At 67.9% G+C, this 24,685-nt stretch carries 29 protein-coding genes and 2 pseudogenes; 19 read left to right on the top strand and 12 right to left on the bottom strand.

Annotation, left to right across the window (positions count from 1 at the left end; translation table 11 throughout):
* Window positions 1–120 precede the first annotated feature (120 nt).
* On the top strand, window positions 121–702 hold the full coding sequence (locus ACTWPV_RS45715; protein ID WP_443156610.1) for a CGNR zinc finger domain-containing protein: 582 nt from the start codon (window positions 121–123) through the stop codon (window positions 700–702).
* A 247-nt stretch (window positions 703–949) separates the two neighbouring features.
* Here ACTWPV_RS45715 and ACTWPV_RS45720 read toward each other — a convergent pair whose 3' ends face one another.
* Window positions 950–1,975, bottom strand: a complete 1,026-nt coding sequence (locus tag ACTWPV_RS45720) for an ornithine cyclodeaminase family protein (RefSeq protein WP_443156611.1) — start codon at window positions 1,973–1,975, stop codon at window positions 950–952.
* A 327-nt stretch (window positions 1,976–2,302) separates the two neighbouring features.
* On the opposite strand from ACTWPV_RS45720, the gene ACTWPV_RS45725 reads away from it, so the two are divergent.
* Complete coding sequence (locus ACTWPV_RS45725) at window positions 2,303–3,397, top strand: recombinase family protein (protein WP_443156612.1); 1,095 nt, start codon at window positions 2,303–2,305, stop codon at window positions 3,395–3,397.
* Between the two features lie 583 nt (window positions 3,398–3,980).
* Here the strand turns inward: ACTWPV_RS45725 and ACTWPV_RS45730 are convergent.
* The gene (locus ACTWPV_RS45730) at window positions 3,981–4,544 is read right to left on the bottom strand and encodes a copper chaperone PCu(A)C (RefSeq protein ID WP_443156613.1); all 564 of its coding nucleotides are present in this window, start codon (window positions 4,542–4,544) and stop codon (window positions 3,981–3,983) included.
* A 218-nt stretch (window positions 4,545–4,762) separates the two neighbouring features.
* Here ACTWPV_RS45730 and ACTWPV_RS45735 point away from each other — a divergent pair, with 218 nt between their 5' ends.
* Window positions 4,763–5,188: a hypothetical protein gene (locus ACTWPV_RS45735; RefSeq protein ID WP_443156614.1), complete on the top strand. Its 426-nt coding sequence runs from the start codon at window positions 4,763–4,765 to the stop codon at window positions 5,186–5,188.
* Window positions 5,189–5,237: 49 nt separating this feature from the next.
* Here ACTWPV_RS45735 and ACTWPV_RS45740 read toward each other — a convergent pair whose 3' ends face one another.
* Window positions 5,238–5,492, bottom strand: a complete 255-nt coding sequence (locus ACTWPV_RS45740) for a hypothetical protein (RefSeq protein WP_443156615.1) — start codon at window positions 5,490–5,492, stop codon at window positions 5,238–5,240.
* A gap of 451 nt (window positions 5,493–5,943) precedes the next feature.
* Between ACTWPV_RS45740 and ACTWPV_RS45745 the strand changes: the two genes are divergently transcribed.
* From ACTWPV_RS45745 to ACTWPV_RS45760, 4 genes are all read left to right on the top strand, one after another.
* Entirely contained in the window at window positions 5,944–6,459 is a 516-nt protein-coding gene (locus ACTWPV_RS45745; protein ID WP_443156616.1) for a DUF1269 domain-containing protein, read from the top strand.
* A 587-nt stretch (window positions 6,460–7,046) separates the two neighbouring features.
* Window positions 7,047–8,963 carry a DUF7507 domain-containing protein gene (locus ACTWPV_RS45750; RefSeq protein ID WP_443156617.1) on the top strand — a complete coding sequence of 639 codons (1,917 nt, stop codon included), beginning with the start codon at window positions 7,047–7,049 and terminating at the stop codon, window positions 8,961–8,963.
* Window positions 8,964–9,056: 93 nt separating this feature from the next.
* Window positions 9,057–10,589 (top strand): recombinase family protein, encoded by a 1,533-nt coding sequence (locus tag ACTWPV_RS45755; protein WP_443156643.1) that lies wholly within the window; start codon window positions 9,057–9,059, stop codon window positions 10,587–10,589.
* 204 nt (window positions 10,590–10,793) lie between these two features.
* Window positions 10,794–11,279: a hypothetical protein gene (locus ACTWPV_RS45760; protein WP_443156618.1), complete on the top strand. Its 486-nt coding sequence runs from the start codon at window positions 10,794–10,796 to the stop codon at window positions 11,277–11,279.
* 270 nt (window positions 11,280–11,549) lie between these two features.
* Here the strand turns inward: ACTWPV_RS45760 and ACTWPV_RS45765 are convergent, their stop codons facing one another.
* The gene (locus ACTWPV_RS45765) at window positions 11,550–12,212 is read right to left on the bottom strand and encodes a TetR/AcrR family transcriptional regulator (RefSeq protein ID WP_443156619.1); all 663 of its coding nucleotides are present in this window, start codon (window positions 12,210–12,212) and stop codon (window positions 11,550–11,552) included.
* 139 nt (window positions 12,213–12,351) lie between these two features.
* On the opposite strand from ACTWPV_RS45765, the gene ACTWPV_RS45770 reads away from it, so the two are divergent.
* The 3 genes from ACTWPV_RS45770 to ACTWPV_RS45780 are packed head-to-tail and all read left to right on the top strand — an operon-like array spanning window position 12,352 to window position 14,955.
* Window positions 12,352–13,860 (top strand): flavin-containing monooxygenase, encoded by a 1,509-nt coding sequence (locus ACTWPV_RS45770; RefSeq protein ID WP_443156620.1) that lies wholly within the window; start codon window positions 12,352–12,354, stop codon window positions 13,858–13,860.
* A 20-nt stretch (window positions 13,861–13,880) separates the two neighbouring features.
* Window positions 13,881–14,243: a hypothetical protein gene (locus tag ACTWPV_RS45775; RefSeq protein ID WP_443156621.1), complete on the top strand. Its 363-nt coding sequence runs from the start codon at window positions 13,881–13,883 to the stop codon at window positions 14,241–14,243.
* Between the two features lie 34 nt (window positions 14,244–14,277).
* Window positions 14,278–14,955: an NADPH-dependent FMN reductase gene (locus ACTWPV_RS45780; RefSeq protein ID WP_443156622.1), complete on the top strand. Its 678-nt coding sequence runs from the start codon at window positions 14,278–14,280 to the stop codon at window positions 14,953–14,955.
* Between the two features lie 6 nt (window positions 14,956–14,961).
* Here the strand turns inward: ACTWPV_RS45780 and ACTWPV_RS45785 are convergent, their stop codons facing one another.
* From ACTWPV_RS45785 to ACTWPV_RS45795, 3 genes and pseudogenes are all read right to left on the bottom strand, one after another.
* Window positions 14,962–15,351: a hypothetical protein gene (locus tag ACTWPV_RS45785; protein WP_443156623.1), complete on the bottom strand. Its 390-nt coding sequence runs from the start codon at window positions 15,349–15,351 to the stop codon at window positions 14,962–14,964.
* A pseudogene (locus ACTWPV_RS45790) lies at window positions 15,348–15,752 on the bottom strand (MFS transporter); the annotation flags it as partial. The pseudogene ACTWPV_RS45790 and the gene ACTWPV_RS45785, both read right to left, overlap by 4 nt.
* A 75-nt stretch (window positions 15,753–15,827) precedes the next feature.
* Window positions 15,828–16,034, bottom strand: coding sequence for a hypothetical protein (locus tag ACTWPV_RS45795; protein ID WP_443156624.1), 207 nt, complete (start codon window positions 16,032–16,034; stop codon window positions 15,828–15,830).
* Between the two features lie 88 nt (window positions 16,035–16,122).
* Here ACTWPV_RS45795 and ACTWPV_RS45800 point away from each other — a divergent pair, with 88 nt between their 5' ends.
* From ACTWPV_RS45800 to ACTWPV_RS45810, 3 genes are all read left to right on the top strand, one after another.
* Window positions 16,123–16,392, top strand: a complete 270-nt coding sequence (locus ACTWPV_RS45800) for a helix-turn-helix domain-containing protein (RefSeq protein ID WP_443156625.1) — start codon at window positions 16,123–16,125, stop codon at window positions 16,390–16,392.
* On the top strand, window positions 16,368–16,805 hold the full coding sequence (locus ACTWPV_RS45805; protein WP_443156626.1) for a hypothetical protein: 438 nt from the start codon (window positions 16,368–16,370) through the stop codon (window positions 16,803–16,805). Before ACTWPV_RS45800 ends, ACTWPV_RS45805 begins: the two co-directional genes overlap by 25 nt.
* Before the next feature lie 61 nt (window positions 16,806–16,866).
* Entirely contained in the window at window positions 16,867–17,739 is an 873-nt protein-coding gene (locus tag ACTWPV_RS45810; protein ID WP_443156627.1) for an NADP-dependent oxidoreductase, read from the top strand.
* Window positions 17,740–17,864: 125 nt separating this feature from the next.
* On the opposite strand, the gene ACTWPV_RS45815 is transcribed toward ACTWPV_RS45810, so the two are convergent.
* Window positions 17,865–17,990: a hypothetical protein gene (locus tag ACTWPV_RS45815; protein WP_443156628.1), complete on the bottom strand. Its 126-nt coding sequence runs from the start codon at window positions 17,988–17,990 to the stop codon at window positions 17,865–17,867.
* A gap of 7 nt (window positions 17,991–17,997) precedes the next feature.
* On the opposite strand from ACTWPV_RS45815, the gene ACTWPV_RS45820 reads away from it, so the two are divergent.
* On the top strand, window positions 17,998–19,446 hold the full coding sequence (locus ACTWPV_RS45820; protein WP_443156629.1) for a hypothetical protein: 1,449 nt from the start codon (window positions 17,998–18,000) through the stop codon (window positions 19,444–19,446).
* Between the two features lie 107 nt (window positions 19,447–19,553).
* Here ACTWPV_RS45820 and ACTWPV_RS45825 read toward each other — a convergent pair whose 3' ends face one another.
* The 3 genes from ACTWPV_RS45825 to ACTWPV_RS45835 form a co-directional block, all read right to left on the bottom strand.
* Complete coding sequence (locus tag ACTWPV_RS45825; RefSeq protein WP_443156630.1) at window positions 19,554–19,706, bottom strand: hypothetical protein; 153 nt, start codon at window positions 19,704–19,706, stop codon at window positions 19,554–19,556.
* Window positions 19,707–19,824: 118 nt separating this feature from the next.
* Entirely contained in the window at window positions 19,825–20,355 is a 531-nt protein-coding gene (locus ACTWPV_RS45830) for a hypothetical protein (RefSeq protein ID WP_443156631.1), read from the bottom strand.
* Between the two features lie 42 nt (window positions 20,356–20,397).
* Window positions 20,398–21,273, bottom strand: a complete 876-nt coding sequence (locus tag ACTWPV_RS45835) for a recombinase family protein (RefSeq protein WP_443156632.1) — start codon at window positions 21,271–21,273, stop codon at window positions 20,398–20,400.
* A 136-nt stretch (window positions 21,274–21,409) separates the two neighbouring features.
* On the opposite strand from ACTWPV_RS45835, the gene ACTWPV_RS45840 reads away from it, so the two are divergent.
* Genes ACTWPV_RS45840 through ACTWPV_RS45855 form a run of 4 tightly spaced genes read left to right on the top strand, consistent with a single transcriptional unit; the run spans window position 21,410 to window position 23,948 of the window.
* Complete coding sequence (locus ACTWPV_RS45840) at window positions 21,410–22,108, top strand: TetR/AcrR family transcriptional regulator (RefSeq protein WP_443156633.1); 699 nt, start codon at window positions 21,410–21,412, stop codon at window positions 22,106–22,108.
* Window positions 22,105–23,007, top strand: coding sequence for an alpha/beta fold hydrolase (locus ACTWPV_RS45845; RefSeq protein ID WP_443156634.1), 903 nt, complete (start codon window positions 22,105–22,107; stop codon window positions 23,005–23,007). The genes ACTWPV_RS45840 and ACTWPV_RS45845 overlap by 4 nt, the downstream gene beginning before the upstream one ends.
* A 37-nt stretch (window positions 23,008–23,044) precedes the next feature.
* Window positions 23,045–23,827, top strand: a complete 783-nt coding sequence (locus tag ACTWPV_RS45850) for a tyrosine-type recombinase/integrase (RefSeq protein ID WP_443156635.1) — start codon at window positions 23,045–23,047, stop codon at window positions 23,825–23,827.
* Window positions 23,808–23,948, top strand: a complete 141-nt coding sequence (locus tag ACTWPV_RS45855; RefSeq protein ID WP_443156636.1) for a hypothetical protein — start codon at window positions 23,808–23,810, stop codon at window positions 23,946–23,948. Before ACTWPV_RS45850 ends, ACTWPV_RS45855 begins: the two co-directional genes overlap by 20 nt.
* Before the next feature lie 288 nt (window positions 23,949–24,236).
* Here the strand turns inward: ACTWPV_RS45855 and ACTWPV_RS45860 are convergent, their stop codons facing one another.
* Window positions 24,237–24,458, bottom strand: a complete 222-nt coding sequence (locus ACTWPV_RS45860) for a Tn3 family transposase (RefSeq protein ID WP_443156637.1) — start codon at window positions 24,456–24,458, stop codon at window positions 24,237–24,239.
* 19 nt (window positions 24,459–24,477) lie between these two features.
* Here ACTWPV_RS45860 and ACTWPV_RS45865 point away from each other — a divergent pair.
* Window positions 24,478–24,576 (top strand): annotated as a pseudogene (locus ACTWPV_RS45865) (transposase); the annotation flags it as partial.
* Window positions 24,577–24,685 lie beyond the last annotated feature (109 nt).

Genomic DNA, 24,685 nt, shown 5'->3' on the forward strand with positions numbered 1-24,685 from the left:
GTCATCGTTTCCTCGCGCCATCCTGAGCAGCTAATGGAGAAGAGAATGTTTCTCCGTTATTTCGACAGATGGGGACTGTAGCAGCACTAATGGGCACTGGCAACCTTTACCATTAGTGGCATGGACAGCGCCGCCCAGCCCGTTCCTGGCTCCCCGGTTCCCGGCGAGGACGACTTCGTCTCGCTCGCCTTCGTCAACACCCGCTTCGACCGCCCCGCTGGCCCCCATGAAGCCCTCTCCACCGCGCCGGCAGCCCGTGCCTGGCTGCATGATCGAGGGCTCCTGCCGGCCGATGCCCCCCTGGGCGAACGGCGACTGCACCTGCTACGAAGCATGCGCGACTGGCTGCGCGCCCTCTTCGAGGCGCACATCAGCGGCACCCCTCCCGCAGCCGAGACCCTGGACCGGTTCAATGCAGCCCTGGCAGCCTCGCCCGCCACCCTCGGGCTGCAGTGGCCCGCGACCGGCCCGAAGCAGACGACCGGCTCCCGTCCCGGTGACGCGCTCACGCAGGCCCTCGCCAGGCTCGCCGAAGACGTCATGACGCTGCTCACCGGCCCCGAGGCCGCCAAGCTCGCCTCATGTGCGGCCCCAGGGTGCACCCGCGTTTTCCTGCGCTCTCACGCGGCGCGACGCTGGTGCTCCGACCGGTGCGGCAACCGCGTCAGAGTGGCCCGTCACGCCGGACGCACACGCACGTAACTGAGCCGTTGCGTACAACGGCGGCAGACCTTCCGGTTGGGACGGCGCTTGGATAACCGCCGTCCTACCGAAAGGTCGCGCTATGTCGCCATATCGCCCTATTGCGGTCCATGTAACGAGACTCGGCGATCAGTTTGTACACGGGCACTGAGATCGATCACATCCGGGAACCCCTGCCCTCACCAGCGCAAACCCGAGGGCCGCTTAGCCTATTGCCGGTTTCCGCCGTACCTTGGCTGCACCCCCATTACCCGATCACTGATCGCCTACGACCACTAAGCCGACAGGACCCACCTTTAGCTTTTCCCGGGCGACGCTGACCTGGATGGGGAGCCGAGGAGGTCGACCTCAAGGCCGAAACCGCGACGCTCGGCTTCTTGGTAGGCGAGCCAGGCCAGGCAAGGTCCTGCCACGGCAACCCTACGGGGGCGTAGACGGTGCGCTGGCCGGGGTCGGTGCGGCCGGGGTGCTCGCCGCGCAGGATCTCGCCGAGGGTGGCGTGAGCCGCCTCCGGTGGCAGTCCGGCCGCGGCGAGCACGCCCATTGCGGCGGCGAGCCGCCGGTCGTCAACGGCAAGTAGGGCGGCCTCCAGCACGTCGCCAGCGAGTTCCCGCTTACCGGGCTCATCGACGCCCAGGCTAGTGAGGTGCTGTCCGGGCCGGGTGTCAGCGAGGTGGAGCAGCGGAGCGCGCGACCACGTGGCCAGCAAGACGATGTCGGCGTGCGCGGCGGCCTCGGCGGCCGAGCCGACGCTGTGGCCCCAGTGGCGGGTGACGAAAGAAGCTGCGTGGGCCGGGTCGAGGTCGTGCACGACCAGCCCGTCCACGCGACGAAGCCGTCGCAGGCCGAGGACCATCAGCTCGGCCTGGGCGCCCGCGCCGATGACGCCGATGACGGTCTTCTTCCCGGGATCGGGGGCCAGGACGTGGGTGCCGAGCGCCGCGGCCAGGCCGGTGCGCCAAGCGGTGATGGTCGCCGAATCGAGCAGCGCGAGCAACTCGCCGTCCTGGCCGCTATGCAGGCAGATAACCCCGCGCAGAGCGGGCCGGGCTCCGGGGAACTTGGCGTTGACCTTCACCGTGTAGGCGTCAATTGTGGGCAGCAGCCCCGGGATCAGCGCGGTGGCGGTGCCCGGGAACGGCAGGTCGGTGCGGATGCGCTGCCCCGGAACGGCCACAGCGTCGCTCTGGGTGAAACCGTCGCGCAAAGCCTCGATGCAGGCGTCCGGATCGAGTAGGGCGATCAAGTCATGGTGGGCGAGGATCCGGGTCATGCGGATGATGCTTTCAGCTCAATGCGTATCAGCCCAATCGGAGTCTCATCGTTGATCTCTACGTAAAACGCGGAGAAGGGGATTGAGGTCGTTCGTCACACATCGATCCTCAACACCCTTCGTCGTCCCCGCATCCCCATGTCAACGGCTTAGGACTTACTCGTCTAGCAGCGGATGTCCGCGTCCCTCAGGTGTCGTCCCGGCCGGGTGCGTTCGGGCCGCGCAGCCGGGGTTGTTAACCCGAATGTGAACAGACTTTCGCCATCCACACTCTTGTCGCAGGTAAATGAGCGATTCTGATAGAAGATCATCAACGCGTTTCAGGGGATGGCCGAAGGTCTCGAATCCTTCTCACAACTGGTCTCACTCAAGTTCCCGATCGAAACGGTTTTGAGAAATGTTTGTGAGAGGATTCGAGGCATGGTCGACGTCCCTCACCCCCGAATGAGTGCTGTATCCGCCACCGATTCCGGTATCGCCGACGACGTCACCTGTGACGCCGATAAGGTCGAACGTCACCCTTGTCCGCGATGCGACGTCGAGCCCGGATCGCCCTGCCGGTCGCGGTCCGGTGCCGTCGCCGGCACCTACCACACCGGCCGCTTCACCAAGGTTCCCCGGCTGGCCAAACGGCTGCGCGTCCAGACTCCCGCCGACCGCAGACCAGGCCAGCCCTGGCGGCCCGGCACCCCGCCGCCCGCTCCCGTCGACCCCGGCCGCCCTGCGGCCGACATCCGCATCGGCTACGCCCGCTGCTCCTCCCTCACCCAGGAACTCCAGTCCCAGCTGGACGCCCTGGAAGCGCACGGCATCAGCCGCGACAAGATCTTCAGCGAGAAGATCTCCACCCGCCTCAAGGTCCGCCCCGGGTTCGAAAAGGCCCTCACCACCGCCCGGCAGATCAAGGCCCACGCCCCACACTGCCGCGTCATCCTCACCGTGTACGAGATGAAGCGGCTCGGCCGCGACGCCAGCGAGCTCACCGCCCTGGCCGACCACCTCACCGCGCACGGCCTGGTCCTGGAAATGCTCGCCGGCCCACTCGCCGGAATCTACGACCCTGCCGGACCTGGCCGCATGCTATTCGCGTTCTTCGCCGCCATGGCCGAGACCGAGCGAGAAGCGATCCGCGAAGCGACGCTTGAAGGACTGGACGCCGCAGCCCGCAAGGGCAACCACGGCGGCCGTCCCACCGTCATCACCGACGACATGATCCACACCGTCCTACGGCGCCGCGCGGCCGGTGAGCCCGTCGACAAGATCCGCAAGGACCTGATCATCCCCACCGGCAAACGTAAAGGTCACAACCCCTCCCTCGCCAGCATCTACCGCGCCCTCGCAGAACACGAGAAGACCCAGCGCCACCCTGACGCTGCCGAACAGGCCCGCGCCGAGTACGCCGCCTTCCACAAAGGGCTCTAACCTCGCTGACCCGCGGATCAGCCGTCAGTACCAACAACCACGACGAAGTCCTTCTACCTCGGCGCGGAACACCACGTCACTGCAGGCCAGAGGGGGGTTCGTTGGATTCTGCTCCATTGCTACCGGGACCCCGCCTACGACGCCAGCTCCCCACGCCCCCTTCACCCCGCAGCTCAAGCCGTGTGGCTGCAGCGGCAGCTCCACGCCGCGGGCGAGCTGGCCACGATGTTGCCGGGCAGGAGCGGCCTACCGCTCCCGATCAGGCGTCCGATTCGGACATGCGTTCGGGATCTTCTCGATACTCGATTACCGGTTCGCGCCCCGCTTCGCCGACCTGGGCGACCAGCGGCTCAGGCGCGCCGAGCTGCCCGACGGGAGCACGTCGGCGTACGGGCCGCTGGAGGCGCGCCCCCGCGAAGACACAGCGCCTCGGTAGAGGGGAGACGAGGACGACAAGGTGGCCGACGCCGAGATCCAGGCCGCGCGCTGATGCTTCCGATCCTTTTTCGTCCTTGACGTGGCAAGCTCAGACCAAAGATCGCTAGGGTAACTTTGTGCTGGTGGTGGTGCTTTCCGGTGGCGGTCAGCTGCGGCCTGGTGTGGGGGATTCGTCTCCTCGTGACAGCGGCAGTACCGGGATACGCAGGGTGAGGGTACCGGTGGTGAAGCGGAAGGTGACGTCAATGGGTGTGGCGCCGAGTGGGCGGTGGATGTCGACGAGTTCCAGGTGCGGGCGGTCGTGCCCCTGTTGGAGTGAGAGGGTCTGACGGGTAGGGATCGTCACGTCGACGCGCTGGCGAGGGCCGGTCGGGCTTTCGCGGTAGAGGACCTGTTCGGCGTGCACGGTGCTGGCACCGTCGAGCTTTTGGGGTTGGTCGCTGTCGTTGACCAGGGTCAGGTAGAGGCCCAGGTCGTCTCCGGCCGTCTGCTGGTCCATGGGCGGGGCCAGGATGTGGACGTGCAGTAGCCGCATCGCCCCGACCTGCCCGTCGACCAGGCCCTCCCGATTGCGGGTGGATTGGGGCAGAGGGGACTCCCGTTGAGCGGGGTTACAGGCCGGGAGCAGCATCAGCATGCAGGCCGTCAGCAGGAACGGGAGCGCCGCCCGCCACGTCTCGACGTGGCGGCCGTCAGGTGATGTCGTCATTTCGCGCTCCTGTGAAGAGGAAGATTCCCGGGCTGTTGCCGTCAGGCCGCCCGGTGACGTGATGAGTGCCGTAGGTCGGCGGGCGCGGCACGCGCAGCGCGAACCGTGCGCCGCAGAGGCCGTGGAACCCGGCTCCGGGTTCCACCGGCCGCAGCTGGGGCCACCAGCGGGAGCGCGGCCTGCGGAGGGTTGGCCACAACGATGTACCCACCGACGCGGTGGACATGCCATCGCTGCAGCTCGCGCTCAACCACGCGGTCGAGCTGGCGTCCCTGCTGCACGGCCGAAGCCTCGTAGCGGAGGCGACCAAGCGGGTTGAGGCCGTGTGGGACAGCGTGCGCATCGACGTCGCGCGGGAGAGCTGCGCAAGGAGCGTGCGCACCGGGTGGTTGGCGGACCTTTCCGATGATCTGCAGGAGTGCGACCTGGCCGAGCAGGTACCCCAGAGCGCTTCGCTGGCGCTGGCGGCGATGCTGGCGGCGGGCCTGGCCCATGCGCAGATCGAGCCCGGGCGCTGGCCCCTGACCGAGATGGCCAGGAACGTGGCACGCCAGGCCCTGCAGGCGGCGGTGACCAACCAGCGAGATCACGCAATAGCGGAGTGGTTCGTCTCCTTCGGCTCTCGCCAAGCTCCTGTGAGCTGATGCTTCGTCGCCGTGGCCGCGGAGTCGAAACGGCGCCGTTGGGGTGCGCTCACTCCCGCCCGCGGTTGCCTCGTCGCAGAGGGTCGCGTGAGGCGACGCCGGGCTGGGCATAGCGCTCCAGGGACCGTACGGAGGCGTGCCAGAAGCGGGTCAGCAGGGTGGGCGGGTGCCGTCCTCGGGCAGCGTGGGTGAGCGCGGAGTGCCCGAACTCGATCACCAATATCAGCGTCTTGAGGAACCCCGACGCTGTACCCGGCTCCTTGACCAGCCTGGTCTCGGCCTTGCCGATCAGCTCAATGATCATCGGTAGATCGAGCAGGGTCCGGCAGGCATCGACCTCCCTACAGGTAGATCACCGTGGCCGACAACGTGGCCAGCCAGCCAGCCGCGGCGGGCGTGGCGAACGCCGCCTTTACCACGGCGACCAGGGCTGTGAAATCGTGCACTCAAAATGATAGATCATCACTTTATGTGAGAAACGCCCAAGAAGCATTGAATAAAATCTGTCACAAATGGCGATGATCGAGCTTTGCGGGGGTATTCGGCCAATAGTGCTTATCAAACGGCGACATTCAGTAAAGAGCCCTGTCCAAGAGAGCCTCACCGATAGGAAGCCCTCGTCCTCCCCGAGTGGTAAGCGCACGTAAGCGCCAGGCCAGCAGGTGCAGGGTCGCCCTCCTCGGGTGATCGTCCGATAGGCGCCGGGAGGGCTGCGAAGACACGAGTCGACGTCCAATCTGATCGGAAGAACCTCCATGAGCAATCTGATAGCAATCGCCTATCCAGAGGTCAGCACTGCCACGCGTGTTCGTGACCGGCTGCTGGACCTTCAGCGCCAGAACCTGATTACGCTGGCCGACGCGGCCGTGGCTGAGAAGAAGCCGGACGGCAAGATCAAGCTGCATCAGCTGCACAGCTTGGTGGGCGGCGGTGCGGCGAGGGGCGCGATGTGGGGTGGGCTGATCGGCCTGCTGTTCCTCGCCCCCTTGCTAGGCATGGCCGCGGGAGCCGCGGCAGGCGCGGCAGGCGCGGCAGGCGGCGCGATGACGGACATCGGGATCGACGACACCTTCATGAAGGACCTGGGACAACGCCTGCACCCGGGCGGTGCCGCACTGTTCCTGCTCATCACGCAGAGCACCCCGGACAAGGTCATCGCCGAGGTGGCAGCATTCGGGGGCGAGATCATGCAGACCTCGCTGAGTGAGGACGCCGAGGCCAACCTGCGAGAGACGGTCAAGCTGGTTCAAGAGGCGAACGTCAGCAGGTAGGTATCTCGCTCTGCCGGCGTCACGTCAGCGCGGATCGCCGGCCTGGGATATCCGCGCGGACGTCGCCCCGCACACCGCCTTCCGGGTCATGGGCGGGATCTGCGCCGCACACGACCGGCCCGGCTGGGAACCCGAGGCCCAGGCGGTGGCCCGTCCCACCGCGCCCCCGTGATCAGCAGGTGTCGTACCAACTGCAGGACGTACCCCTGCCCTGCGCTGGCGCACGTCAGGGATTCGCTATCGCCTGTATAGCCGCAGGACCTGGGCTTACTGTCTGGGATCCCTGTTTTTCGGGATTGATGAGATTTGTAGAATTCTGAAGGTCTATCGTCCTCTTCGTTCGACTTGATGTAATGGTGAAGGCGGGGAGGGCGAATGGTTGTGGTGACCCGAGCGTTCCTCATCGCTCGTTGCCCGTAAAACGGGACGGCCCCATTTCTGACCGATCGTTTGCTAGTCGACCACGCGATACACGAGCCGCGTGACTACGTTCAGGTCCTATGAAGATGGGGTCTGACATCGATCGATCGGGAATCAGCGAACCTGCCCCTAAGCGGGCGGTCATATCCGGCGTGATACTTCTGGGCATGATCTTGCCCGCGCTGCTACCAGCCCAGCCAGCTTCGGCGCAGCCCGTGCCGCTGGTCGAGGAGGACTTCACCGGAGCCACAACGATCCCCGAGTTCAGAGCCGTGGGATCCGCCTGCCTGACCGGCGCCCCGGCCGCCGAGCCGCCGGGGCCGGGCAACCGCCCTCTCGGGGGATGCCCGCAGAACGCCGCGGGTCCCGTGCCGCCGACCGGAGCAGCCCCATACGGCTACCTCCAGCTGACCAGCGCCGACAACGACCAGAGCGCTGCCGTCCTGTACGACGAGCCGATCCCGGCCGAACAGGGCCTGGAGGTGACCTTCGAGCAATGGCAGTACGGCACCACCACGCCGGAGTTCTCGCCCGCAGACGGCATCTCCTTCTTCCTCATCGACGGCGCCGCCACGCTCGACCGGCCCGGCGCCTTCGGCGGCAGCCTCGGATACGCACAGAAACTGCCCGACGACAATCCCGCGAACGCGTTCGAGCCTGGAGTCAACCAGGGCTATGTCGGCGTCGGCCTGGACGTCCTCGGCAACTACTTCGGCGACTGGGAGCAACGCGGCCGCGGCTGCGCCGAGCGTTCACCGGCCGGCACGGAGTTCCGCATCCCGGCTCCGGGAGCCAACATGGTGACGCTGCGAGGACCCGGTGACGGAACGGAGGGCTACTGCTTCCTGACCGCCACCACGAGCAACTTCACCACCACCGGGCCGTGGCCCTCGACATTGCCGGGCGAGCTTCACGGACCCACGACGACGGTCCCTGATGACCCCCAGGCGGCGCAGACCGCGCTGGAGGAGTCGCGCCGCACGGTGAATGTCCGGATCACCCCGGCGCCCGACCCTGTGCTGACCGTGTCGATCGACTTCAACGACGGCAACGGCATGCAGCAGGTGCTGTCCATGCCCGCGCCCACCCCGGTGCCCTCGACGTACAAGTTCGGGTTCGGGGCCTCCACCGGGCTGTTCACCGACGTTCACCTGATCCGTAACGTGGTTGTCCGCCCGGTGGCGGAGGAGCCGGCCCTGACCCTCGTCAAGCGCGTCGCGGACGACGCGCAACTGCCTGATCCCGTGCCGGTGGGCACCGAGGTGCCCTACGAGTACGTGGTGACCAACAGCGGCAACATGAACATCACCGATCTGGCCGTGAACGACGACGTGGTCGACGAGATCATCTGCCCGCGGACCACCCTGGACGTGGGCGTTACGATCATCTGCCGCGGCGTCTACACCGTCACCCAGCAGGACGCCACCCGCGGCTCGGTCACCAACACCGCCACCGCCATCGGCAGGGCGGACGCGAACGAGGTCACCTCGCCGGAGTCACAGGTCACGATCCAGGTCGCGGATGAGGAGGAGGAAATGCTCGAGCTGGTCAAGAGTGTCGACGACTCGCGCCCGTACCAGCCGGGAGACACGGTCCTCTACCGATACGTCGTCACCAACAATTCCACCAGCACGGTGGACGACGTGCGGATCGAGGACAGCCACATACAGGACATCACCTGCCAGGCCACAACCCTTGACCCGGGCGCCTCCACCACCTGCACGGGCACCTTCACCGTGCCGAGCAGCACGGGTGGCAAGCCGGAGTGCAAGGGGCACGACTGCCGCTTCTCCATCACCAACACCGCGGTGGCCAGAGCCGGAGACCTGACCTCCGCCCCGGCCACGGCCACCATCCAGGTGGTGCTGGGGCCGCACCACTGCTCGCCGGGGAAGCCGGGGAAGAAGAAGCCGCACCATTCCTGGACGCCTCACCACGGCACGAAATCGCAGTGTGACTCGGTAACTCCGCAAGAGAGCTGGGTAACCCTGAACGAGACCTGGATGTGGGTCACCGACTCTCCTGAGAGTCCCGGCGACGGGGAGGTATCGATGGGGACGAGAACCGCCTCGGAACGCGGGTAACGAAGCCCCCGCAGTGAGCATCGCGCCGACTGCTTCGCCCGGCCGGTCGGCGACCACGATCGGCCCGGGCTCAGGCTGAAGACGAACTCCAGCCTGAGCCCGGGCCGCACGACGCAAGGGGGCGTCTGTTCCGTAAGGGGATCCCCCACCGGAACACCAGCCACCCGGCCAACCGCCGTCGGCTACGCCCGCTGCTCCACCGACGAGCAAGACGTCGTGATCCAGACCGAGCAACTCCTGACCCTCGGCGTCCCCGAAGACCGCATCTACATCGACCGCGGTTTCTCCGGCACCACCCGCCGCAACCGCGCCGGCCTCGACCAGGCCCTCGCCGCCGTCTGGAAGGGGTCGGTGTTCACGGTCACCAAGTTCGACCGGTTCGCTCGCAACATGGCCGAGGCCAACGAGGTCCTCACCGACCTGTCCGGACGGGGCGTCCTGTTCGGACTCGGCGGCTCCGTCTACGACTGGACCGACCCGTTCGGGCGGCTGTTCCTGCAGACCCTCGCCATGGTCGCCGAGTTCGAGGCCAACCTCGGACACATGCGCACCCGCGAGGGCATGGCCCTGGCCAAGAAGAACGGCAAGCTCAAGGGCAAGCAACCCAAATTGCCCGAACCCGCCCGGCGCTCCATCCGCCGCCGATACGCCGAGGGCGAGGTGTCCCTGGCCGACCTGGCCACCGAATACAGCGTCGGACGCTCCACCATCCACCGCATCATCCATGGCCCAGAAACCTCCAGGTGGAGCGATCACACGCCGAAGCTGGACGTCATGTTCCGCCCAAGATCATTCTCAGCGCCAACCGCTGTTCCTGGGTTCCCCAACCCCGGACTCGGCCGCGACCGGCCGCTCGCCGACGTCACCGACACCGAGATCGGCACCGCCCTCACCGAGTTGTGGGGCCGATGCGCGCCGGCGACCTGGAACCGCAACCGCGCCGCCATCACCTCCTGGCTGTCCTGGTGCCAGACCAAGAAGCACTGGGCCGCACCCTCGGTCCCGGCGGACGCCGAACGCCGCAAGGAGAACGTTGACGAGACCCGCGCGGTCGCCAAGACCACCATCCACCGACTGCTGTCCCGCGACATCCCGCTGCGCGAGAAGACGCTGTGGCGGATGCTGTACGAGACCGCGGCCCGCGCCGCGGATATCCTGGCGCTCAACGTCGAGGACTTGGACCTGGAGCATCGTCGGGCGCCTGTCCGGTCCAAGGGCGGCGCGATCGAATGGGTGTACTGGGAGCGCGGCACCGCCCACCTGCTTCCCAGACTCCTCCGGCTCCCGGACGGCAGCACCCGCACGCACGGCCCGCTGTTCCTGTCCGAACGCCGCCCTGTTCCGGCCCGCCGCCCGACGGCTGCCGACATCTGCCCGCACACCGGCCGCGCCCGCCTCGGCTACGACCGCGCCCGCGTCCTGCTCGACAAGCACGCCAGCCTCGACCTGCACCAACTGCGCCACTCCGCCGCCACCCATCTCGGCGACGCCGAGATCCCGCTGCACCTCATCATGGGCAAGACCCGGCACAAGAACCCCCGCACCGCCATGCGCTACGTCAAACCCGGCGCCGAAGCCATCGCCAAGGTCACCGAAGTCCTGGCACCCCGCCGCCGTACCCTCTGACTCTCGTTGGAAGAGTCAGAGGGTTGACCTGGAACCCTCCTCGGCCAGATAGCTCTGGGGTTTCCAGCCATTTGTCACCGGAGCTCACAGCATTGCCGTTCCGAGCGCCGAGCTCGTGATCCCCTACCGTAATTGAACTGAGACATCGGTCAGACGACGCTCCATCGCCGCAGGTCAGACACTATGTCGTTGAAAATTTCTTCATTGCTACTGGGACCCCAGCTCGGCAGGATCACCCTGCTGACCGGCGACCACGCCGGCGCCGAGGAGTTCCACGAGCGGGCCAGGCTCCTCGCCATCGAACAGGGAGACCCACCGGCCGAGGAGTACGCCGAGCTCGGGCTCGCCCTGAGGGCGCGCCGACAGGGCCGACTCGACCGGGCGGAATCGTACCTGCGCCGCTGGCTGGAATGGAGCCGGCAGTTCGACGCGAAGTACGGGATGCTGGCCCTGGAGGGGCTGGCCGGGGCGCGGGCCCTCGCCGGTCACCCTCTACAGGCCGCACGCCTGCTCGGTGCGGCCTCCGCGGCCCGCGCCTCGGTGGACGCGCCGCTGCCGGCGGCCGAACGCGGTGACGTGGACCGGATCACCGCGGCGCTACGCGCGGCACTCGGAGAAGCGGGCTCTGAAGCCGAGTTCGAACTGGGCACCGCCCTGAACCCGGACGACGCGGAACTGCTCCACACGTGACGGGATACGCCCGGACACGCGCCCGCCTGGCGCATGGACGGCTGGACGTGAACACGCAGCGCTCCGGGCTGACACGTGGTGATCAAACACATCGGGCTATCTTCGAGGTCCCGCCTCACTGACTCGACTCGCAGCTTCAGCTCGAAATCCACCGTGATGCACGCCCCTCGTCCACCGGGCTTGCCGGTGATCTGTTCGCCGCTGGCTGGCTGGCACGCGTCTCTCTGTCAGCTCGCTGCCGCCTGACCAGCGAAGGTGTGAATTTTCGGATCAGGCAGTCGAGGTGGGTCGCGCGGTCTGGTAGATGGTGGTGAGCCAGATATGGAGCAGTGTCTCCACGACGTCGGATGCCGGCACCGCGGGCTCGTCGCCGGTCAAGGTCGCATAGAACACCGAGTCGTTCATGGCGTTCAGCGCGATGGCGAGATCGCGGGCGCGCGGTCCGGGCGGCGCGGTGCCGCGGGCACGCTCGGCCTCAATGGCCAACGTGGTCCTGGTGATCCATATCTCCTTCATGTCGGACCGCCAGCGACGGACCTCCGCGCTGGTGCGCCCGGCCTCGACGGCGGCGGCCAGCACCGAGCGGTGCGCGCCGTAGGTCGTGTGGGTGGCGACGAGGCATTCACGCCAGTAGCGCACCGGGTCTTCGCGGAGCCGGTCGAACTCTCCTGCCACGGCCTCGCCGATCTCTTCGGTCACGCGGTCGAGCAGAGTGAGCAGCACCGCGTCCTTGGATCGGAAATAGAAGTAGAAGGTGGGGCGCGAGATCCCAGCGCCGCGCGCGAGGTCGTCGATCGAGATTTCGCCCAGCGCCCGCTCCTGGAGCAGCTTCGCCGCGGTGGCGAGGATGTCCAGCTCCCGATCGTCGCCTGTGGGCCGGGCAGCACGGCGGCCACGGCTCGAACGTGGTGTCGCAGTGCCGTCGTGAGTCATGCAATCCAGCCTATAGGGGCCGACTGTGCGGAATCAACGCGATGTCGACTTACTCGACATACTGTTGATTGTGTTGACATGGTGTCGATATGTTTGGGCTGCACATGGGTTATGCGGGCTGGAGTACGAAGGGACGGCCATGACGCTCGAGCACCTTGACGTCCTGATCGTGGGGGCTGGTCTGTCCGGTATTGGTGCTGCTTGTCATCTGCGCCGGAAATGCGCGGGCAAGACGTACGCCCTCCTCGAAGCCCGTGGAGCGATCGGCGGCACGTGGGACCTGTTCCGCTACCCCGGCGTCCGCTCCGACTCCGACATGTTCACCCTGGGCTACCGGTTCAACCCCTGGCCCGAGGCCAGGTCGATCGCCGACGGCAGGTCGATCCGCGAATACGTGCGGCGCACCGCACGAGAGCACGGCGTCGCCGACAAGATCCGGTTCCACCACCGCGTCATCAGCGCGGAATGGTCTACGGCAGATGCACGCTGGACCGTTCGGGCAAAGCGCCTTGATACCAGCGAGACCATCGTCCTCACCTGCGGTTTCCTCTTCGTCAACACCGGCTACTACCGCTATGACCGGGGTTTCACCCCCGAGTTCCCGGGCGCCGACCGCTTCAGGGGCCCCATCGTGCATCCCCAGCACTGGCCGCGAAATCTGGACTACGCCGGCAAGCGCGTCGTGGTCATCGGCAGCGGCGCCACGGCGGTGACGCTCGTTCCGGCGATGGCGCAGGCTGCCGAGCACGTCACGATGGTGCAGCGCTCACCGAGCTACGTCCTGTCACTGCCGTCCACCGACCCTGTCGCTGACGTGCTGCCTGCGAAAATCGCCTACCCGGTCCTACGGTGGAAGAACATCCTGATGGGCCTGCTGTTCTACCAGTTGAGCCGACGACGGCCGGCGTGGGTGAAGCGCTTCCTGCGTAACGGCGTGCACCGTCGATTACCGCTGGACCACGACGTCGACGTCCATTTCAAGCCGCGCTACGACCCCTGGGACCAGCGGCCGTGCATCGTGCCGGACGCTGATCTGTTCCATGCCTTACGCGACGGAAGAGCGTCGATCGTGACCGATGGGATCGACACGTTCACCGAGGACGGGATCCGGCTCGCGTCCGGAAGGGAACTGGCGGCCGACGTCATCGTCACCGCCACCGGTCTGAATCTGATGGCCGTCGGCGGGATGGCATTGAGCGTCGACGGCGCAACTATCGCGATCGGAAGGACGACGGCCTACAAGGGCATGATGCTCTCCGGTGTGCCGAACTTCGCGTTCACCATCGGCTACACGAACGCGTCCTGGACGCTGAAGGCGGACCTGGTTTCCGCTTATGTCTGCCGGCTGATCAATCACATGGAACGACAGGGCTACCGGTTCTGCGTGCCGACCGGACCCGCGCCGTCGGCCCACCCGCTCATCGACCTCAAGTCCGGATATGTCATGCGCAGTATCGAGGCGTTTCCCCAACAGGGGGCATCTGCACCATGGCGGCTGCATCAGAACTACCTGCGAGACGCCCTGCTGATGCGCCACGGCCGCTTGGAAGACGGGACCATGCGATTCGCCCGGTCGGCGCTCGCCAGTCCGGAGAGCCCTGCGCAAGCACACCGTGACGCCGCGACAGAACAGGAGAACAAGAAATGACCTTGCAGATTCCCGCGGTCGTGAACGACGGCGACGGTGGCAGCAGGCTGACCACCGTAGCGCTCGAACAACAAGAAACCGACCTGGGACCCGGCGTGGCCCCCATGTTGTCCACGACCCCATGCGAGGTGGTGTCGATACAGTTCATCGACCTTCTCGCCGGCATCACCATCCCCGCGCACCCGGCGCCGGCCCGCCAATTCGTTGTCGTGCTCCGCGGGAGCATCGAGGCCGAGGACACCACCGGGGAAACCCGGCGGCTCGGGCCCGGAGACGTCGCCTTCGCCGCGGATATCAAGGGAGGCCACATCACCCGCATCGTCGAGCACCCGGCGCGTCTGATGTTCGTCGTGCTGCCCGACAGCGCACCCGGCCCGGCCTGACAGCGCCGATGAAGACTCCTGGAGCACGCGGACAGTGGATCAGCCGCGACAATGCCGCCGACCAGAGCCGGACGGCGCGCCCCCGTACTTCCGAACGATCACGATCGAAGGGGCAACGACCATGATCAATGTCGCGATCATCATCGGGAGCACACGTCCGGGGCGCAACGGGGAGGCAGTGGCCCGCTGGGTTCACGATCTCGCGGCGACGCGCGATGATGCCCGGTTCGAACTCGTCGATCTCAAGGACTTCGGCCTGCCGCACCTGGATGAGGCGATGCCGCCCGCGATGGGGTGCTACGACCTTCCCCACACCAGGAAATGGGCCGACAAGATCTCCTCCTTCGACGCCTACGTGTTCGTCACGCCGGAGTACAACCACTCGACCTCCGGCGTGTTGAAGAACGCCATCGACTTCCTCTACGCCGAATGGCACAACAAGGCGGCCGGGTTCGTCGGCTACGGCAGTCTGGGCGGTGCTCGGGCGGTGGAACACCTGCGCCTGATCATGGGCGAGCTCAAGGTGGCCGGCGTGAGTTCCCAGGTCGCCCTGTCCCTGTCCACCGACTTCGAGAACTTCGGCGTCCTCAAGCCGGGCGCTCACCAAGAGCGCGCGGTCCGCGCCATGCTGGACGAGGTCGTCGCCTGGGGCGGCGCGCTGAAGGCGCTGCGCGACGGCACAGCGCCCGCCGGCCTTGATGCCCGTCCATGATCCTGCTCATCGCGCGGGGGTGAGGGGGTGGTCGATCTCGTCACGCCGGAGGCGGGCGAGAGCGATGGCCAGTACGGCGACCGTCAGCGGGGCGACGGCTGCCACGAGGAAGACCGGCTGGCTACCCCAGGCGGCTGCCGCCGGGCCGACCAGCGCCATGGACAGGGGAGCCGCGCTGAGCGAGACGAAGAAGGCGAGGCTGGAGACCCGGCCGAGCGGAAGACAGCCTCCACCCCAGGTCGGGAGCATCACGGACAGGTAGCGCCGGGGAAGGGTCAGTGCGGACATCGTGAGCGAGCCGATCACCCCGCCGAGGCCGTGGCAGGCGAGGGCCAGCGTGCCGACCAGCCACGGCGTCGTGAGCAGGTAGGCGAGCCCGGCCCGCAGGTCGCTCACCACCGACGGACAGGGCTGCCCGGCCGCGCCGTACGGTCGCGCGCCTCGGGTTCGCGCATGATAGCGGCGCACGTGGCGGCCAGGAGATGCACGCCGGCGATGCCGGCGAACGCCATGCTCGGCGCGAAGGCGCTGATAAGTGCGCTGGCGGCGCCCGGCCCTGCCGCCTGCATCAGCGTCGGCCTCAGCATGCCTTCGATCCCATTGGCCGTGAGCAGATCGTCTTGTGGGACGACAGCGGGGACGAGCGCGGAGTAGGCGGGGTAGAAGAACCCGTCCGCGATCCCGAGCACCACGGCGACCACGATGAGCTGTCCGCAGGTGAGCAGGTTCATGGTGGCGGTGACGACCACCGAACCGGCGGTCATCGCCTTGGCCGACTGGGCGAGCAGGATTATGCGCCGCCGGGACGCGGTCGGCGAGGACGCCTCCCAGCAGGGCGGTCGCGACCAGTCCGATGCCGCCCGCGGTGGCGATCAGGGAGAGTTCGGACGGACCTCCGCCTTCGCGATCACCTGCCACACCACCGCGACCGTCCACATGCCGCTGCCGGCCAGGCCCAGACCGAGCGCGGTTGCCAGCAGCCGGTACTGGCCCGTCCGGAATGGCCGGAGCGGCCGTGGGAGTCGGGCGTGCCTGGGTGCCGGATCGGCGGCGCCGATGTCGGATGTGCTGGGGGACATGCCGCCTCCTTTGTTTCAGAGCGTTTCACTCCGCGTCGTACGCGATAACTGCGGAGCGAATCACTCCGCAACTGTGTAGACTGCCGCCATGACGAGTTCGCGTTCATGGCGCAGCGAGGAGGTCGCCCGGAACGACCGAGCGCTGCTGCGAGCAGCCCGCGAGGTGCTGGCGGTGGACGGCGTGCACGCGTCGGTGGCGTCGATCGCAGCCCGGGCCGGGGTCGGGGTGGGGTCGCTGTATCGGCGGCGCTACCGCACGAAGCAGGAGCTGTTCCAGCGGCTTTGCCTGATCGCGCTGCGGGAATACCTCGACGCGGCGACGGAGGCCTGGCCATGGACGATCCATGGGAAGGCCTGATGCACTACGCGATGGCGTCGATCGGCTCGGGCCCCGGTTCGCTGGCGCCCGTGGCCGGCACCTTCGAGCCCACCGACGAGATGACCGGCCTGGCCGAGCAGGGCGACCGCGCAGTGGCCCGGCTCGTCGAGCGCGCACACCAGGCCGAAGTGCTCCGCGCCGGAGTGACCCCGGTCGATCTCGAGCTGCTCATCGAGCAACTCTCGAAGTCCCCGCTTCAGGAACAGCTGCAACGGCAGGGGCGGACAGAACTGTACGACGCGGCCAGGAACGCAAGAGCACGCGTCATCGCCATCGCGCTCGACGGCCTCAGGATCGTTCCCGCGGGGCCGATGCCCGGTCAGCCGCCTGGATACGAGCTGTTCGCCATGAGATGGGTGCCTCCCGCAGGCAGCGCCCAGCCATCCGAGTGAAGGTCGACAGAAGGAGACACCCGTGAAAGCCGCCGCCTTGTCCTCGTTCGGACCCCCAGAGGTGCTGCGCACCGTCGAGCTGGACGAGCCCGATGCTCAAGCAGGGCAGGTACGTGTCCAGCTCAAGGTGGCCGGGGTGCAGCCCTTCGACTGCGGCGTGCGCGAGGGACGCTTCCCCCGCGCGCTCGTGGGCGACTTCCCGATCGTGCCGGGTAACGAGTTCGCCGGCACGATCGACCGGGTCGGTGCGAGCGTCACGGAATTTTCGGTCGGCGACGCCGTCCTCGGCTTCAGCACGCTCGGCGGCTACGCGGAATGGATCGCGGTACCGTACGACCAGGTCGCGCCGAAGCCGGCCGACATGCCGTGGAATATCGCCGGCGGCTTCTCTGGGGCCGCCCAGGGCGCCCGCAACGCCCTCAATCAGATGCGCGTGACCAACGGCGACGTCGTCTTGATCAACGGCGCGTCCGGCGGGCTGGGGACGATGGCGGTCCAACTCGCGAAGGCGATGGGGGCGAGCACCGTGATCGGCACCGCCAGCCAGGCCAACCATGACTACCTGCGATCCCTTGGGGCGGTCCCGGTCGCCTACGGGCCCGGGCTCGTGGAACGGCTTCGCGCCATCGCCCCGAACGGCATCGACGCCGCTCTTGGTTCCGAGGTCGACGGGCTCCGCGCGGCACTCGAAGTCGCCCACGACCCCGAACGCGTGGTGACCATGGTCTTCTCCGACGAGATCGCTGCCCTCGGCATCCGCGACTGGACCGGTGTCCGCAGCGCCGAAGGTCTCACCGAGATGCTTTCCTATCACGAGAAGGGCCAGATCTCCGTGCACATCAGAGCGGAATACACCCTCGACGACGCCGCGGAGGCGCAGCGCGACGTCGGCAGCGGGCACAGCCGCGGCAAGGTCGTGATCAACATCACCTGAGGAAGGTGTGCTCTTCGCCGACTCCCGGACGCGTGTGGAGCTGTGGCGAGCCCCCGAGAACGTACGCGCCGCGATGCGCCGGGCCGCCGACGGGAGATCGGTCGCACCCGAGCTGGGATACATGTTCACGATTTGCGGACCGCGCGGCGGAATTCCTCCAGATCGGCCTTGCCCTTGACCTCGACGGGATGGTGCTCGGGCATGGCCGACAGGATGGCCTGTGTCCGGGCGGTGATGAGGTCGATAACCATCGAACCCGTGAGCCCGACGTGGCTGGTGGAGGAGACCGGCGGCCAGGCGGTGGTGGAGCTGCACGTGCCGCTCGATGCCAGCCCGGTGCTGTCGCTGCAGGCCGACGCCTCCAGCGCCTTCTCCCGGCCCCCGTCGTGGACCCACCGGCAGCAGCGGCTGCAGTGGCCCATCCCGCCGCTGGTGGCCGGTGAGGCCCTGTGGGAGCTGCTGGCCGGCCTGCAGCCCTACGCGGCGCGGATCGCGGCCGGGATGGCGCCGCCGGACGAGCGGCGCGCCGCCGAGCCGGAGCTGACGCCCGACGCCCAGGCCGCCGCCGGCGAGCTGGCCGACCACCTGGCCCGCGCGGCCGCCGACCTGCCGGTGGTGGAGGTCGCCGAGTCCGCGATGGTGTCGGACGCGGCGATCGCCGAGCTGATCAACGCCGACACCACCGACGCCGCCCTGGCCGAAGCCGTGACCCGGCTGGCGGCCCGCATCCCCGTCTCCAGGCCGGGCAACGTGGTGTCCGTGCGCGGCCTGGCCGAACGGGTGGAGCGCGCGCGGGTCCTGGCCCGCCGCCAGGTCCGCGCCCGGCTGGCGATCGTGGCGGCCATGTCGGACGGCGGCCGTCAGGAACGCGATGAGCTGATCCGCCGCATCAGCGCCTGGCACGACGACGCCGACAGCCACCGCTCGCTCGGCATGGCCGCCGGGCTGTCCCACGGCGCCGTCCAGAAGATCATCAAGAAGGTGGGTGAGCGGGACGACGCCCTGGCCCGCATCGCCCCGGCGGTGCAGGCCCTCGTGGCCGCGTGGGACCCCGGGCAACTGCCCGCGATGGACGACGTCGGCGAGGCCGACGACGACCGCGACGACTACGGCGACGAACCGAGCGAATGGAAGTTGGACCAGGACTACACCCAGCAGCAGCGGGCCCTGGCCGCGCGCCGCGCGCAAAAGCACTGCGCTGTGCCCGGCTGCGGCAAGCCGTCGCGGCGCATCGTGAAGCGCTGGCAGGTCGATGGCACCGTGCTGTTCCCGGCCGATGCCGACGACCCCGAGCGCGCCGCCGAAGGTTACGTGCCCGGCCTGTCGGTCAAGCCTCGCTACAGCGGCCCGACCTGGACCGCGTGCGGCGCCAACCGCGAGCAGCTGCAGACCCTGGAGCCGGCGCGGCGAGCCCCGCATCTGCTGGACGACCACACCGTTGAGCGAATCAAGCAGGTGTTCGGGGTGCAGCGCGATGACATGTGGCTGTGGGTCGAGACGGGCGAGCGCTGGCGGGCCCAGGACCTGAGCGCGGCAACGGCGGCGAAGGTCGATCAGTACGTGGCGGCGGTGGAGGCGTTCGCGGCGAGCAACGCGGTCATCTTGGCGTTGGCCGATGAGCTGACCGCGGGCACGATCGACAAGTTGATGGGCAAGAGCGACCTCGAGCTCGGCATTGAGGCCCTGTTCCGCAACGGCAGGCTGTAGAGCGCCTTTCTCACCGTCGGCGGCCAGGGCCGGCGTGTCGCAGCGTGGTGCCGGCCGGACCGCCTCGTGTGCGAGCGCGCCCCCTCCAGAACACGACACCGCACCACTCATGCATACCAGTGACCACCCGGTCGCGATTGGTGAACATCCGAATTCCGCCTTTCCTCGCCGACCTCGACCAGCCTTTCGGCTTCAGCGCGCAGGGCCTCGATCAAGACGAACTCCAGACGCAGGTCGTCCAGGCCGTCCGGTACTTCCACACATCGACCTCCTGGACAACAGACGCCCCGATCGCCCCAGAGGTTGACACGGTGCGCTGTCGGCGGAGTACGCACGTGCGGGCTGACGTGCGGCCGGTCACCCCTTTGATCGCTTAATCTAGTCCTGGACCGGCCAGCCGGTGATGGGGTCGAGTGCCACCCATTGCTGTACGACGGTCTCCTGGACTCCTTGATCGAGCTGGGCCGCCACGCGGTGTTGTCCCTCGTAGTAGCGCCATTGGGCGTTGGGTTCGGTGTTCGGCTCGATTCCGCCGGTGCAGGCCAAGGCGAGGAGTCCGTCCTGTTCGCGGTCACCGAGACCTTGCTCGTCAAGACGGTCGATGACGTAGTCGCTGATGCCTTCGCCGCGCACGCCGGCGGCCTGGGCCTGGCGGACCAGACGAATCGCGGCGGCGGCGGCCTGGTGCCAGTTCACCTGGTGGTGCCAGCAGCACGGCCGCGGGGTCTGGCGGGGCACGAGCCAGGAAGCCAGGCGGCGGATCCGCCGCCTGAGCCAGATCTTCGGGCCGATCATGCAGTCCGGTGCTCGGATCTCGTTGGGCACGGGCAGGCGGACGACCTTCACGACCTCATACACCGGCTCATACCCCGGGTGGATCGGCTCGCTTGGCTCCGGCATGTATCCCATCTTCCCTGCCGGGGGGTGGGCGGGCCGGGACAACGGGTGAACTCACCGGGCCGGCGCGCCCGGCGCGCCGGTGCTGGTGTCGTGGTCGCGGAGCATGCGCAGGACGGTCGCGGCCGAGGGGTGACGGCCCTTTTTCGCGCCGCTGGTGATGACGAGCCGGGCGGCGATGTCGCGCAGGCTGAGGTCCTGCTCGCGCAGGTGCAGGGCCATGGCGAGCATGTTCTCGTCGGTGACGGCGGCGCCGCCGATGGCCTTGCCGCGGGCGCGGGCGGATTCGTGGCCTTCCAGGGTGCGGTCGCGGATGAACCCGCGTTCCATTCCGGACAGGGCAGCAAGCACGGTGAACACCACGCCCGAGGGGTCGTGGGAGCCCTGCAGCTCGCCGGTGAGGAACTCCAGGCCGACGCCGGCGGCGCGCAGCTGCTCGGCGAGGGCGGCCAGGTCGAGGCCGCGGCCGAGCCGCTTGTGCTCGTGCACCACGAGGGTGACCGCTACCCCGGCCGCGCGCAGTTCGCGGGCCAGGGTGACGGCCTTGTCGAGCTCGGGGCGGGTGGTGGCGCGGGTGGAGATCTTCTCGGCGAAGACACGGGTGACGCCGGCGGCCTTGAGAGCGTCGAGCTGGGTGTCCAGGGACTGACGGACGGTGGAGGCGCGGGCGTAGCCGATCCGCGCGTGCCCGGCCGGCTCGGCGTCGGCTGCGGTCGGGCGGGGCAGCTCGATCCAGGCCGTGCCTGGCTTGCGGATGGCCGGGGTGGGGACGTTGAGCGCCTTGGCGAGCGCGGGCACGAGCCGGAAGCGGGCGGTGTGGTACTGGACGGCCACCTTGCCCTTGCCGGTGCGGCAGGGCGAGCCGGCCGGGGCGGCGCAGGAGGTCATCGGGCAGTCGTGGGCCTCCACGCGGAGGAAGTCGTCGCGCACTCCGGAAGTGTTTCATAGGAGTGTTTCACGCGGCCACCTATGAAAGCGAGAGCTGTGGAGGTGGGCGCGCCTCTTTCTGTACTGACCGGAGACGTTGATTGATGGAGTTCAGCCCCGATGCATTACGATACGGGGCGTGGCGTATCAAAATAGTGTTGAAAGGGCGGCGCGCGGCCGTCCCCGTGATGCGGCTCTGGATCAGCGGATCACTGCTGTCGTACTGGAGGTGCTGGCGGAGTCCGGTTACGAGGTGATGTCCTTCGAGGAGGTCGCCCGACGGTGCCAGACATCCAAGGCGAGCCTGTATCGACGGTGGGGATCCAAGCGGGAGATGGTGATCGCTGCGGTCAAGGCTGGGCCCGCACAGCGCGGGGTCGGCGAGCCGATCGACACGGGCAGCCTGCGCGGGGACGTGTTGAGCCTGTGTCGGCGCCTGGACCAGACCATTCGCGCTGCGGACAGTCAGACCGCGATGCTGCTCTTGCAGGCGGGTTTGGAGGACCCGGACCTGTGCGAGGCCATCGAGAACGCCGTCGGCCCGACAGGAGCTCGGTTGCCGCGACAGGTCATCGACGCCGCGATCGCACGCGGCGAGCTGCCCGACGGCGCGGACCCTTTCGCATTCGAGGAGGTGGTCGGTGCCGCCCTCCTGCTGCGACGGGTCAACGACCTCGCAGTCGATGAGGAGTACCTGTCCGCACTCGTCGACACCATCGTCATCCCAGCCCTGAAGGCATCGTCCGGGCGGGCCCCCTTGCCCGCCGGGATCTTCTCCGGCCGCCCGGCCCTCACCGGCCATGAGACCGCCGCGCCTGACGCGAAGGGGAACGCATGACCACCCGACTGACGATCAGCGGCTTCGACTACCAGGCCATCCCCGGCACCAACGGCGTCAACCTCAACGTCGCCGTCGGCGGGAGCGGGCCGGCCGTGGCCCTCCTGCATGGGTTCCCGCAGACCCACTACATGTGGTGCCACGTCGCGGCGAGGCTCGCCGACGACCACACGGTTATCGTCCCTGACCTGCGCGGATACGGCGACAGCGACAAGCCGGACGGGAGGGACCCCGCCACGTACTCCAAGCGCACGATGGCTCAGGACATCGTGACGGTCGCGTCCGCCCTCGGCGTGGACCACTTCGGGCTCGTCGGGCACGACCGCGGTGCACTGGTCGCCGTCCGCGCAGGCTTGGATCACCCCGCCGTCGTGGACTACCTGGGGATCCTCGACGTCCTGCCCACCCTCGACACGTGGGCCGTTCTGCAGGGAGTCGACGCCAAGGTCGCCTGGCACCTGTACCTGATGGCTCAGCCCATCGGGCTTCCCGAGAAGATGATCCGCGCAGTCGCTCCGGAGTTCTTCGGCTCCTTCCTGGACGCATGGGACCCCAGCGGCACGACTTTCACCCATGAGGAGCGCGCCTACTACATCGACAGCTCGGTCGCCGCGATCGACTCCATCGTGGCCGACTACCGGGCCACCGCGAGCATCGATCTCGAGATGGATCGAGCCAACCGTGAGCGTGGCGCGCAGCTCGCGATGCCGGTGGGCGTCATCTCACAGGACTGGGGCTCCCAGCTTGGCTTCGACGCCGCATCGCTGTGGCGGGCCTGGGCGCCGGACCTGACCTACCAGCCGACCGCATCCGGGCACTTCATGGCCGAAGAGAACCCCGACGAGATCGCCACCTTCATCACCACCCTTGCGACGCGCCCGAGCGCGCGGAACCACTGATCGCACCCACATCACCGCACCGAGGGGTCTGCCACCATTGGCGGGCCCCTCGACCTATCGAAGGGACGCATGCCCGGACCTGTCGCCCCGCGGCCGGTGCATCGCGCTGATCCCGTACTACGCCGGCGCCCGCATCAGCGAGGTCGTCCGCCTCAACGTCGACGACATCCAGAAGTCGGCCCGCAAGGGCCGACTGCGCCTGTACGGCAAGGGCGACAAGTTCCGCGAGGTCGACATCCACCCCAAGCTCCGCACCGAACTGCAGCTCTGGCTCGACGAACGCCCCAACTGGCCCCACACCGACGACAACCGAGCCCTGTTCCTCAACGCCAAGGGCGGACGGCTGAGCGCGCGCGCCGCCGGCGGCATCATCGCCGAGATCGCCCAGACGGCCGGGCTGGACGATCCCACCACGGCGCACGTCCTGCGCCACACACTCACCACCACCCTGGTCCGCGGCAAAACCGACCTGGTCCTGGTCGCCGAGATCCTCTGTGGACGCTCACGTAATTACGTGAGCGCCGGCACCTCGGCCACGCCCGCCTGGAAACCACCCGCCAGAGCTGCCCTCCGACAAGGACAAGGAAGACGCCCTGAAACTGATCACGGTGGACCACTGACCGTACGCCTGCCTGTGGAAACGGGCGTCAAGATCGACACATGGCCGGATTTCCCTGTATCTCGGCTGGACCCGGACATACGCGGCGACGCAAACCGCTGCCCGGCTCTTTCTCCTACATGCGATGCTTGCGCTCATGAGCAAAACCCCCTCCCAGATCGCGCGCGAGCAGCTCCATACCTTGGCGGAGCAGATCACTGATGCCTCGCCGATCGAGCAGCGCCTGCAGCTCGGCATGCTGGCTGCTCAGGTCGAGATAGCCGCCCGCCTGGCGGGCATCGAGAAGTCGCTCGACGTGGGGCTGAAGGTGTACACCGAGTGAGATCCGACCCGATCCGGTCTTACCAGATAACGATGTTATCCAGGGACCATCTGCCCGGGGCCTGCCGACGCTGCCGGGAACGGTGCGCCTGACTGCGCTGCCGGCCATCGAACGTCCAGCCCCCTTGAGTTCACGCTCCCTGAAGAGCCCTCACCGCGAGCGCCCTGGACTTCAACAACGGACGCGTGGTTCTGCATCGAATGCGAGCCCACCATGGCCACCAAACCCGCGGAAAGCCCCTAACGTTCCTCTCTGAGGAAAGAGTCCCCCGCGCCCCGGCCAGCCTCCTCAGGCCGCCTCATCCAGAGTGGTGAAGTCGATCTCGGGCAGGTCGGGGTCGAAGTCATCGGGGCGCAGCCGCAGCACGTCGGTTGCGTACAAGCCGGAACGGCTGATGTGCGCGGTCAGGTAGGGCGACAGCTGCGCGACGTCCTCGGCGCCGATCTCCCAGCCCTCGGCAAGGAGCTGGCGCATCACCTCCATCATGTCCAGCGCCGTATGGAAGATCACACAGTTAGCCAGCAAAGAGTGGGAGGACGCCTGGGCCGAGTTCGTGCCCTTCCTCAACTTCGACCCCGAGATCCGCCGGGTGATCTGCTCGACCAACGCCATCGTTATCTTGAGCGCTCCTCAATGTGTCTGTCATGTCCAGCATGGTCGAGTGAGAGCCGGTTCCGGGTGTCGTGGATGTGGTTATCTACCGCCGTCCACAACACAGAGGGGCTGGAGGAGCGGTG

This window comes from Nonomuraea sp. KM88 (assembly GCF_052245635.1).
Lineage (GTDB): Bacteria > Actinomycetota > Actinomycetes > Streptosporangiales > Streptosporangiaceae > Nonomuraea.